Annotated in this window: 15 protein-coding genes; 1 reads left to right on the top strand and 14 read right to left on the bottom strand. The window is 41.6% G+C overall.

All coding sequences use genetic code 11. The features are described from left to right. On the top strand, positions 1-1,034 hold a 1,034-nt coding region (locus Q0212_RS03390; protein ID WP_297922227.1), incomplete at its 5' end, for an AMP-binding protein. On the opposite strand, the gene Q0212_RS03395 is transcribed toward Q0212_RS03390, so the two are convergent. The 14 genes from Q0212_RS03395 to Q0212_RS03455 all read right to left on the bottom strand — a co-directional run. Further along, positions 1,031-1,267 carry a ferredoxin family protein gene (locus Q0212_RS03395; protein WP_297922230.1) on the bottom strand — a complete coding sequence of 79 codons (237 nt, stop codon included), beginning with the start codon at positions 1,265-1,267 and terminating at the stop codon, positions 1,031-1,033. The genes Q0212_RS03390 and Q0212_RS03395 overlap by 4 nt on opposite strands. 9 nt (positions 1,268-1,276) lie before the next feature. Further along, complete coding sequence (locus Q0212_RS03400; RefSeq protein WP_297922233.1) at positions 1,277-1,513, bottom strand: VF530 family protein; 237 nt, start codon at positions 1,511-1,513, stop codon at positions 1,277-1,279. Beyond that, entirely contained in the window at positions 1,510-2,259 is a 750-nt protein-coding gene (locus tag Q0212_RS03405) for a sulfite exporter TauE/SafE family protein (RefSeq protein ID WP_297922236.1), read from the bottom strand. Before Q0212_RS03405 ends, Q0212_RS03400 begins: the two co-directional genes overlap by 4 nt. Then, positions 2,222-2,389, bottom strand: a complete 168-nt coding sequence (ccoS, locus tag Q0212_RS03410) for a cbb3-type cytochrome oxidase assembly protein CcoS (RefSeq protein WP_297922238.1) — start codon at positions 2,387-2,389, stop codon at positions 2,222-2,224. Before ccoS (Q0212_RS03410) ends, Q0212_RS03405 begins: the two co-directional genes overlap by 38 nt. Positions 2,390-2,401: 12 nt before the next feature. Beyond that, positions 2,402-4,768, bottom strand: a complete 2,367-nt coding sequence (locus Q0212_RS03415; protein ID WP_297922241.1) for a heavy metal translocating P-type ATPase — start codon at positions 4,766-4,768, stop codon at positions 2,402-2,404. 4 nt (positions 4,769-4,772) lie between these two features. After that, complete coding sequence (locus tag Q0212_RS03420; RefSeq protein WP_297922244.1) at positions 4,773-5,288, bottom strand: FixH family protein; 516 nt, start codon at positions 5,286-5,288, stop codon at positions 4,773-4,775. A gap of 119 nt (positions 5,289-5,407) precedes the next feature. Then, positions 5,408-6,829 (bottom strand): cytochrome c oxidase accessory protein CcoG, encoded by a 1,422-nt coding sequence (gene ccoG / locus Q0212_RS03425; RefSeq protein WP_297922247.1) that lies wholly within the window; start codon positions 6,827-6,829, stop codon positions 5,408-5,410. A gap of 167 nt (positions 6,830-6,996) precedes the next feature. Next, complete coding sequence (ccoP, locus tag Q0212_RS03430; RefSeq protein WP_297922250.1) at positions 6,997-7,917, bottom strand: cytochrome-c oxidase, cbb3-type subunit III; 921 nt, start codon at positions 7,915-7,917, stop codon at positions 6,997-6,999. Continuing rightward, on the bottom strand, positions 7,914-8,099 hold the full coding sequence (locus tag Q0212_RS03435) for a CcoQ/FixQ family Cbb3-type cytochrome c oxidase assembly chaperone (protein ID WP_297922253.1): 186 nt from the start codon (positions 8,097-8,099) through the stop codon (positions 7,914-7,916). Before Q0212_RS03435 ends, ccoP begins: the two co-directional genes overlap by 4 nt. A gap of 3 nt (positions 8,100-8,102) precedes the next feature. After that, positions 8,103-8,750, bottom strand: coding sequence for a cytochrome-c oxidase, cbb3-type subunit II (gene ccoO / locus Q0212_RS03440; protein WP_297922256.1), 648 nt, complete (start codon positions 8,748-8,750; stop codon positions 8,103-8,105). Positions 8,751-8,765: 15 nt separating this feature from the next. Beyond that, positions 8,766-10,205, bottom strand: coding sequence for a cytochrome-c oxidase, cbb3-type subunit I (gene ccoN, locus Q0212_RS03445; protein WP_297922260.1), 1,440 nt, complete (start codon positions 10,203-10,205; stop codon positions 8,766-8,768). Between the two features lie 26 nt (positions 10,206-10,231). Beyond that, a complete protein-coding gene (gene ccoS, locus Q0212_RS16775; protein WP_367175540.1) occupies positions 10,232-10,384 on the bottom strand; it encodes a cbb3-type cytochrome oxidase assembly protein CcoS in 153 nt (50 codons plus the stop codon). 110 nt (positions 10,385-10,494) lie between these two features. After that, positions 10,495-11,082 (bottom strand): hypothetical protein, encoded by a 588-nt coding sequence (locus tag Q0212_RS03450; RefSeq protein WP_297922263.1) that lies wholly within the window; start codon positions 11,080-11,082, stop codon positions 10,495-10,497. Between the two features lie 78 nt (positions 11,083-11,160). Next, positions 11,161-11,526 (bottom strand): LOG family protein (locus Q0212_RS03455; protein WP_297922266.1); only part of this gene is annotated, 366 nt, incomplete at its 5' end.

Genomic DNA, 11,526 nt, shown 5'->3' on the forward strand with positions numbered 1-11,526 from the left:
ATATTGCTGTTTTACAATATACGGGTGGAACAACAGGTATTGCTAAAGGAGCAGTATTAACACATAGTAGTATTACCAGTAATATGCTACAAACTTTTGCTTTTTTATCGACAAGTTTACAAGTAGGGCGAGAGACGATGGTTTGTCCTTTGCCTTTATATCATGTCTTTGCGTTTGGTTTGTCTTGTATGGGGATGATGTTGGGTATACATACAGTATTGATTACTGACCCAAGACAAACCAATGACTTAATTAATGAGCTAAAAAAATATCGTTTTACGAGCATAATGGGAATTAACTCTTTATTTGTGTCTTTATTAAATCATCCTGACATTAAAACTGTTGATTTTTCGTCATTAAAACTAACCATTGCAGGCGGTTCACTCATTCAACCTCATATTGCCGAACAATGGCAACAAGTGACGGGATGTAAAATATGTGAAGGTTATGGTATGACCGAAGCTTCACCTGTGATTGCAATTAATCCACCCTTAGCGATTCAAACTGGCACAATTGGGTTACCTGTCCCTAATACTTTTATTCGGATTGTTGGTGAAGATAATCAAGATTGTCCTTTAGGTGAATGTGGTGAGTTATGGGTTAAAGGCCCTCAAGTCATGAAAGGCTATTGGCGACACGCTCAAGCAACGGCTGATACCATTACTTTTGATGGTTGGTTAAAAACAGGAGATATTGCGCTGATTCAAGCTGATGGTTATTTACGCATTGTTGATCGTAAAAAAGATATTATTACTATAGGGGGATTTAATGTTTATCCTAATGAAATTGAATCAGTTGTGGGGCAACATCCGGCCATTATAGAATGTGCGGCTGTAGGGATGATTGATGAACAAGGTAATGAAGCAATTAAATTATTTATAGTTCGTAAAGATGCTCAATTAACCGAAAATCAATTACAAGATTATTTATTAGGTCAATTAGCAACATATAAAATACCACAGCAAATTGTTTTTGTGGAAAGTTTACCGAAGTCTTCTATTGGTAAAGTTTTAAGAAGGGAATTAAAGGTTTAGGTGCGAACCATGGTAATGGCATCAAAAGGACAAGCAACATAACATTTGGCACAGGCTGTACAGTCTTTGGGCGTATGTAAAACCGCCGTTTTTTTGCCCCAACCATTAGCTTGAGCCGATTCTAACCATAACACATGGGGTGGACAAGCCGCCACACATCGTCCACAAGCTGTACAATGATTAGCATCAATCATAGGAATGGCAATTGGATAATTTGATTGATTATCAGCCATAATATGAATTTACAGTTGATCTTTTAACCACTCTTCGTGGCCATATTTTAGATAAAATTGTTCAACTTCTTGTCTTGCCCAAGGAGTACGACGCAAAAATACTAAACTCGACTTGATGCTAGGTTCATTCTTAAAACAATTAATGTTAATAAAACGAGCCAGTTCTTGCCAACCGTATAAATACACTAAACGCTCAAGTAAAATTTGTAGTGTTAAGCCATGTAATGGGTCTTTAGATGCGTTCATGGTGTGTTTTGACTTTGAGGAATAGAGTGGTGTTGATGGCTGTTTGGATGTTGAATAATGACTGTTTGAATTAATGTCCAAATACCAAAAGCCATAATTAATAAACCGTTGGCAGTGCGCCAACCATGTTGTTGCAGTTTTTGTTTGAGTGCGCCAGCGGTACTACCAGCTAATAACATCATCGGCAAAGTGCCTAAACCAAACGCAAACATGACGGCACTTGAGGTTAATGGATTAGCACTGGTCATGGCCAAAGCTAAAGCACTATAGACCAAGCCACAGGGCAAGAATCCCCATAACATGCCTGCCACTAGCGCACGAGGGCTGTTATTGATAGGCATAAATCGTTGCCGCAAAGGTGTCATGGTTTGCCACAATTTTGCGCCTAGACGTTCAAGTTTGTCTAAACCTCTCCACCAACCTGCCAAATATAGGCCAAACGCTATCATCATTAAAGAGGTGAATAAATAAGGCCATTTTGAGCCAGCCAAAGGGCTTAATAAACCTTGACCTAAAAAACCAACGAGCAAACCTAGTAAACTATAGGCTAATAACCGACCAAGATGATACAAGCTTTGTAAATACAAACGTTGGCTAGTTTGTTGTTGATGTAAGGCAAAGCTCAATGCGCTGACAATTCCACCACACATTCCCAAACAGTGTGGCGAGCCAAAAAAACCTGCCGCAAGAGCAGTGACGATTAATAAACTACTGGCCATTTTGTTGTCGGCGTAGTTCTTTATCATCAAGAATAATTCGTTCAGCGGGGCCAGTTAAGTCTTCAAATTGGTCGCTTTTTACTGCCCAAATAATGCCCCAAATTGCACCAGCAAGTAGTACCAGACTTAACGATACTAGCAAATAGACATAGTCCATAAGACACCTCTGTCAAACGCGTAAGGCATTAAATACCACAAATAAAGAACTTAACGACATTCCAATGGCGGCTAACCAAGGAGGTACATAACCTAATGCCGCAGGAGGAAGAATAGCGAGATTATACACCAAAGCCCATGCAAGATTTTGTTTTATAATGCGAGAGGCACGGTGAGAAATATGATTAGCAAGCACGAGAGCATTTAGGCGGTCGCCTAATAACACGGCATCTGCGGTCATTTGTGCCAAATCTGCACCTGATGACATGGCAATAGAAACATGTGATTGTCCCAAAACAGGTGCATCATTAACGCCATCACCTACCATAATTACCACAGCCCCCATTTCTTGTTGTTGATGAACATATTGGGCTTTTTCTTGAGGTAATAATCCGCCATGCGCTTCGTCAATAGCGAGTTCTTTGGCTAAACGATAGGGAGCCTGTGAGCGGTCGCCCGATAATAAAACCGTTTTTAAGCCTTGTTCTTTGAGCTGTTTGATGATGGTTGCAGACTCAGTGCGTGTTGTGTCTTTGAAGTCAAAATAAGCAATGGCTTGTTGATTACAGCTTAACCAAACTCTTAAAAAATCATCACATGAGTCTTGGTCAGCTTGGCCTAAAGCAAATTGAGCATGACCAAGCTGGTAATATTTCCCTTTAATGATGCCACTTAAACCAAATCCCGTTTCATTATGTAATTGCTCAACAATTGGGAGTTGCTGAAGATTTAATTGTTTAAATGCATAAGCAATCGGATGTTCAGAATATTGTTCAAGGGCAGCAGCAATCAATAAAGCTTCTTGGTCATTACCTTGCAACGTTTCTTGTTTAACCAGTTGCAACTCACCTGTGGTTAACGTGCCTGTTTTATCAAAAATAATGTGTGTCGCTTGGGCTAAACGATTAATAACATGACCACGAGTGACCAAAAAGCCTTGCTGCGCTAAACGATGTGTGGCAGCAGTCAAGGCAACAGGTGTGGCCAATGATAAAGCACATGGACAAGTGGCTACTAAAACGGCAATGGTGGCTAATAAGGCAAAGTTAGGATTAACCACCGACCACGCGCCATAAACCACTAGAGATAGCAGTAAAATGCTTAAAATAAACCAATGGGCAAATTTATCAGCTTGTTCGGCGAGTTCGGGTTTTTCGGCTAAAGCACGATTAATTAACTGATGAATAGTGGCTAAAGTGCTAGCTTGTGCTATTTGGCTGACTTCAATGGTTAAAGGATGTTGATGATTTTGGCTACCACTGACCACGGTATCGCCTTGTTGTTTGCTAATCGGTAAGGCTTCACCTGTTAATAAAGCTTCCGAAACACTACTTTGGCCTTGAATAATTTGACCATCACAGGGAATAGTTTCACCTGCTTTAACTAAAATATGTTCACCAATTTGTAAGTCAGTGACAGGTACATCTTCAGTTTGACCGTTCGCTAATAAGCGATGACTTAAACGCGGAATAACAGGGATTAAATCGTTGGCTGTCTCGCTGGCTCTGCGCCGTGCTTGAGTTTCAACATAACGACCTGCTAATAAAAAGAAAATAAACATGGTCACCGAGTCATAATAAACATCTGGTGCGCCAATGACGGTATTATAAATACTCGCCGCAAAGGTTAAAATTAAGGCAATGGTAACAGGCACATCCATATTTAAGGTGCGTGCCTTGAGCGAAAACCAAGCCGAACGATAAAATGGATAAGCCGAATAAAAAAATAAGGGAGTCGTAATTAATAAAGAGACCCAACGTAAAAAATCACGATGGTCTAAGGTCATGTCTTCGGCAACATACAGGCTACCTGCATACATCATGGCTTGCATTGAGCCTAAACCTGCTACCCCTAATCGCATTAATAATTGTCGGGATTCTTTTTTTAATAAAGAGGCATGAGTATCGGTACGAAAAGGTCGGGCTTTATAACCCAGTTTTTCTAAGTCTACTAGTAAATGACTTAAAGGTGTTTTTTTGTCATCCCACAACAACCGCAAGCGATGATTGCTCAGATTGAGGCTAACTTGTTTAACAGATTGTTCTTGGGTTAAGCGTTTTTCAATCAACCATGCACAAGCTGCACAAGATACCCCTTCAACACTGAGTTCGGCACAAGCTAAATCTTGCTCTCGGTGCATAAATTGTTTTTGGGTATCGGGATGATCATAACCTTTGAGTTGTTCGAGTGCTTCTGGAAGTGCGGCAGTTGGGCTAATGGTTGTACGTTCTAAATAATAGTTTTCTAAACCATTTTGTACAATGGTTTCGGCCACTGCATAACAACCTAAACAACATAAAGGCTGTTCTTTGCCTAAAATCGTTAAACGATAAGGTGTGGTGGGCAAAGGCTCACCACAATGAAAACAGGATTCACTCATAGACTTAAATATCTAAGGCTAAAGGCTTAACTGTTAAGGGAGCAACTAAAGGCATTTCGATAGTTTCTTTCAATCGCCAAACAGTGGTATTCACGTCTAAATAATAACGACCAGAAATTTCTTGGCCGATAGTCGTTTGATAGTCGCCATTGTTTTGTTGATTTAGTACTAAACGCAGATCTTTATTCTCATGAGTAGGATGAGAAAAAATAACATTTAACTGTTTAGGCAGCGCATCTTTATCTAAAGGATATGGACTAGAAATTTTAACGGTCAATTGATTGCCATTAACACTTAGTAACGCGTTAATGCTCAAGGCACTAGCATAATTTTCACGATTAAAATTTTCTTGAATGGCTTTTTTATTTTTTCGCCAATCGCCTTCAACCTCAGAGTCTTTATGATTTAAAGCAACAAAGAGCATGGTAAAACTTAAAGTGACAGAAACAACTGGTATTGCAATCAAAAACCATAACCAAGGATGTTTGTACCAAGGTTTGTTGTCAACAGTATCAGTCATTGGTGATTACCTCAAAAGCGTGAATCATCCGTATTGAGTCAGAGTAGGACTGAGGCAACGGGCGTTGTATCAGTCCAAAGATGAAATAGCGAGGACTTATCAGCATAAGTCCTACAGTCTTAGTTACTAGGTGATAAAAAGCGGCTTTCCACTTGTGCGGTGACGTTTTTATCAGCAACCGCTTCAACTTTAAAGGAGATTTTGGTATTAGTTTGTTTGAGATCCATAGGGTCTGCTTGAAGCGTGACAGGCAAGTTAGACACTTCGCCAGCAGCCAAACTAAAATCACCAATTGGCATTAATTGAATATGCTCTTGACCTTCAACTAATGACAGGTGGTATTGTTGAGTTTGTTGAGATTTATTCATAACTTTGAGGGTATAGACATTCTCGATCAAGCCTTCGCTGTTTTCGCGATAAAGTTGGTTACGGTCACGAATGGCATCAATACTTAGGGGTACACGGCCTGCCAAAGTATAGACAAAAAGTCCTACCATAATGACAACCATAGCACTATAACCTATTAAGCGTGGACGCAACCAATGGTAGCCTGACTTTTTCTCAAGAATATTTTCCGTGGTATAACGAACTAAACCACGTTGGTACCCCATTTGATCCATAATGCTGTCACAGGCATCAATACAAGCTGCACATTGAATGCACTCTAGTTGTAAGCCATCACGAATATCAATGCCTGTTGGACAAACCTGAACACATAATTGACAGTCAATACAGTCACCTAAGCCTGCTGCTTTGGGGTCAGCCGTCTTTTTTCGTGCACCACGTGATTCACCACGCTCTGCATCATAAGAAACAATTAAGGTGTCTTTATCAAACATCACACTTTGGAAACGGCCATAAGGGCACATATAAAAACAAACTTGTTCACGCATCCAACCAGCATTGAGATAAGTTAATACGGTAAACAGTAAAATAAACACATAACCCCAGCCGCCTAAATTGCCGGTCACTAAATCTTCGGCTAAAGTTCGTACTGGTGTGAAATAGCCAACAAACACAAAACCTGTGGCAAAAGCAATTAACAACCATAAAAAATGTTTAACAGCACGACGGGTAAATTTATTGACGGACATAGGTGCTTTATCAAGCTTCATGCGTGCATTACGTTCACCTTCAGTGATTTTTTCTATCCATAAATACAAACTTGTCCATGTGGTTTGTGGACAAACATAACCACAAAAGACACGACCAGCAAACACCGTCACTACAAAAAGAGTAAATGCAGCAATAATTAATAGCCACGATAAAAAGAAGAAGTCTTGTGGGGCAAATGTCCAACCAAAAATATAAAACTGACGATGTTCTAAATCAAATAATACCGCTTGACGGCCATCCCATGTGACCCATGCTAAAGCAACATAAATGAAAAAAATAAGTCCCATTATGCTATGACGAATATTTTGATAAAAACCACGAATAGAGCCAGGAAAAATTTTCGCTTTATCGATGTGCATAAGTTTTGGGCTATGAATTTGAACGGGATTAGGGGACTGGTCTTGAGTAGGAATTTTTTTACTCATGATGAGACTGGCTACCTCTGTGGCAATAATTATATCTTTATGTGCTAAAGCAAACAGATAAACATATAATTACTAAATGAGAGCATAACTGATATATAAAAATTAATTGATAAGAAAAATTGATAACAGTCATTAGGACTTACGCAAAGCGTAAGTCCTAACAAAGCTTAGTGCTTAGCAGCACCGCCATGAGATAAAGAGTAAACATATGCAGCTAGCAAATGTACTTTTTCTTCACCTAAACGGTCTTTCCATGCGGGCATAGCACCGTTACGGCCATGACGAATGGTTTCTTCAACAGCTTTTTGGCTGCCACCATATAACCAAATAGTATCGGTTAGGTTTGGTGCGCCTACAGCATGCATACCACGGCCATCAGCACCATGACAGCCAGCACATACTGCAAAACGAGCTTGACCTGCTTCAGCTAATTTTTGATCAGCCTCAGACAATTTACGGTCAGATAAAGTTAACACATAAGCAGTAACTTCTTTGACGCCTTGTTCGCCTAAAGTTTCACCCCAAGCAGGCATCTTGCTACCACCTTCAACCGCTAAACGACCATTAGTAATCGTTTCCACGATTTGAGCTGGCTCACCACCATATAACCAATCGTTATCGGTTAAGTTTGGATAACCTTTAGCACCACGTGCGTCAGCACCGTGACAAGCTGCACAGTTGTTGACATATAAACGACCTGCAATTTTCATTGCAGCGGCATCATGAGCTAATTCTTCAATCGGTTTAGCAGCATAAGCTTTAAAGATTGGTGCATATTTTGCGTCATATGCAGCTTTGTCTTTATCATGCTCACCTACGGATGTCCAACCTAAAAAGCCTTTGTAAGAACCTAAAGCTGGATAAGCTAAAACATAAAATATAAAGAATGCGACACCGCCCCAATAGAGCCACTGCCACCATTTGGGCATAGGGTTGTCATATTCTTTAATGCCATCATATTCATGACCAGTTGTATTGTCAGCCTCACGTGTCACTTTTAGGCTATTTGCCATAATCATGACACCAATCACAAAGGCTAAACAGCCCAGTGATAGAACTATAATATAAGCACTCCAAAACGCGCTCATTTTGATTTATCTCCCGCTGATTGACGGTTTTTTTGATAAAGAGGATCGCTATCTAAAGCGAGCATGGCATCTTGTTCAAACCGCTTTTTGTGCGCTGGACGGTAAGCCCACCAGCACACGCCAGCAAAGGCAAAAATCGCTGAGAAAGTGCCAAAGATATAAAGCAATACCATGCCGTTCATCTCTTATCTCCGCTCTTTAAGGGCTGTGCCTAATTGTTGTAAATAGGCAATTAAGGCTTCCATTTCAGTTTTACCTTTAACACTTTCTGCTGCACCAGCGATGTCAGCATCAGTATAAGGCACGCCAAAACCACGAAACACTTCTAATTTTTTGGCGGTTAATTCACCCGTCAATTTATTTTCAGCTAACCAAGGGTAAGCTGGCATATTGGATTCTGGCACAACATCACGTGGATTCATTAAATGCGCACGATGCCATTCATCAGAATATTTTTGACCAATACGGGCTAAATCTGGGCCTGTACGTTTGGAGCCCCACAAAAATGGGTGATCCCATGCAGACTCAGCAGCGATGGAGTAGTGACCATAACGCTCGGTTTCGGCACGTAAAGGACGAATCATTTGTGAGTGACAAACGTGACAACCTTCACGGATATAAACATCACGGCCTTCCATTTGTAGGGCGGTGAGAGGCTTCATATCTAAGCGAGCATCAGCTTTAGGATCATTCAATTCTTGTTGGAAGAATAAAGGAACAATCTCTACCAAGGTTGCAAAACTAATTGCAACGCAAATTAACACAATTAATGCGCCTACATTTTTCTCTACGAGATCATGCACATTATTGCTTGGGGCATTGTGATCAGCCATTTGAATTCCTCCCGCTTAGCCTAATTTGTCTGCGCCAACAGGTTTTTTATTCATGACGGTCATGGCAACGTTATAAGCCATTACCAACATACCTGTTAAATATAAAGCACCACCAATGAAGCGACCAAACCAGTAAGGATGGCTGGCAACAACTGATTCCACGAAGCTATAAGTTAAAGAACCGTCTTCGTTAACAGCGCGCCACATTAAGCCTTGGGTAATACCGGAAATCCACAATGAAGCGATGTAAATTACTACACCAATAGTAGCTAACCAGAAGTGTAAGTTAATTAAACTAATGCTATACATACGCTCACGATCAAAAACACGTGGGATTAACACGTATAAAGAGCCGATACTGATCATACCAACCCAACCTAAAGCACCTGAGTGTACGTGACCAACAGTCCAGTCTGTGTAGTGTGATAAAGCATTAACGGTTTTGATAGACATCATTGGGCCTTCGAAGGTGGACATACCATAGAAGGATAAAGCCACAACTAAGAAGCGGATAATGGGGTCAGTACGTAAACGATCCCATGCACCTGATAAGCTCATAATACCGTTAATCATGCCCCCCCAACTTGGTGCAAATAACACTAAGGAGAAGGCCATTGCTAAAGATTGAGTCCAGTCAGGTAAAGCGGTGTAGTGTAAATGATGACCACCAGCCCACATATACACCGAGATTAATGCCCAAAAGTGAACCACAGACAAGCGATATGAATAAACAGGACGACCCACTTGTACAGGAATAAAGTAATACATCATGCCCAAGAAAGCGGCTGTTAAGAAGAAACCAACGGCATTGTGACCATACCACCATTGAATCATGGCATCGGTTGCGCCACTGTACATGGAGTAAGATTTAGTCAAGCTGACAGGCACAGCCATACTATTGATAATGTGTAATACACCAATAGTGATAATAAATGCACCAAAGAACCAGTTGCCCACATAAATGTGCTTAGTTTGGCGCTTCATAACGGTGCCAAAAAAAACAATCGCGTAACTCACCCAAACAATGGCAATCAGAATGTCAATTGGCCACTCCAGCTCGGCATACTCCTTACCGGTAGTAAAGCCCGCCAGCAGGGTTAAAGCCGCCAGTACTATGATAGATTGCCAGCCCCAGAAGTGGAACTTACTGAGCTTGTCGCTGAACATGCGCGCCTTGCACAACCGTTGCAGCGAGTAGTACACCCCCATAAAGATACCGTTGCCCACAAAGGCGAAGATGACGGCATTGGTGTGTACGGGCCTTACACGGCCAAATGTGGTTGGGGCTGAATTGAAGTTCAGCGATGGGTACACAAGCTGAAAGGCGGCCAAAATGCCCGCCAGCATACCTACAACACCCCAGATGATGGTTGCGTAAGCAAACCATTTTACAATCTTGTTGTCGTAGTTGAACTTGTCTACCTGTGTAACGTCTCTGTCTAATGCTACATTCATAACGGTATTGTTGATTAAAAACTGCTTTAAGATTTTTTTACGTCATTGTCATACAGCATACGCATAGAAGCCCCGTCACGGTCTTCATACTGGTCGGTTTTAACGCTCCAGATGAAGGCACCGAGAAAAGTAGCTGCTACTGCAATACTCACAATGACCAAAACAAATAATGCGCTCATATGCACTGAATAGAAATACGCAACAAAACTATTCAGACCCCGGCCGGGGGTTCATGACGGGGCTCAAACAACAGACTGATTATGGTCAGGTTTCTGACAAAAGAGGGGAGCTACTTCCAGATACGGAAGTCGAAACGAAGGCGACTGTGCATCATAAGGGTGCGCCAGTCTATACCCAGAAAAACCAGCAGCATCGCTACGCCCGATGCTACACCCAGTATACTCTTCCACGATAGGCCACCCTCGGTAAGGGCCACCATGTTGCGGGCAGCATAGTCGCCGCTCAGCACCATTATCATATCGCTTACAAACTTGCCGGCCACAAAAGCAGGCATAAAGCCCAGCATACGTACACGCGCTATACCCGCTGCTGTAAACAGGGGTACCGATGGCATGGGTACCATGGTATAGAAAAACACAAAGGCCTGCACCTTCCAGCTGCCGTCCTGTAACTGCTTGCCAATAAATTCTATGTCTTCCCGCTTAGAGGGTTTCAGCACTTTGTCCGAAAAGAAGGGAATATACAGGCTCAGTATGTAGCGACCCAATGCCGAGCCCAATACACCGGTTACAAGTACTATCCATATATTCAAATCGAAACGCATCTGGAAAAATACCATAACCGTCCATGCGGGCGGCCCCACAAACGGAATAAGATCTACCAGAAACGACGCAAGAAATACCAGAGCGTACCACATACCAGGCAAAGAGCGCAAATATAACAATTGCTACAGCCTTGTATACATGATAATTATCACACAGCGTTTGCAGGTTGGTTACTTTCTGCGTTCGCCCAATATGCTCAGTGGGCGGTATTTCTTTTGTTTGGTAAGCCCAAAGCCCTCTATAGCATGTTTTTTGATGTGCGCCACGGCTTCGTCTACCGAGTCGGTAAACAGGAACAAATCTTCATCGCCGGGGCTGATGGTTTTTTCTGCAAGCATTTTCTCTACATGCTGCATCAATTCTTTATGATAGTCTTTGCCCATCAGCACAACGGGGAAATGGCTTACCTTCTTGGTTTGTATAAGCGTTATGGCTTCAAAAAACTCATCGAGCGTGCCATAGCCGCCGGGCATTACCACAAAGGCATAAGAATATTTGGAGAGCAATACCTTGCGGACAAAGAAGTATTTGATGTT

This window comes from uncultured Agitococcus sp. (assembly GCF_937920075.1).
GTDB lineage: Bacteria > Pseudomonadota > Gammaproteobacteria > Pseudomonadales > Moraxellaceae > Agitococcus.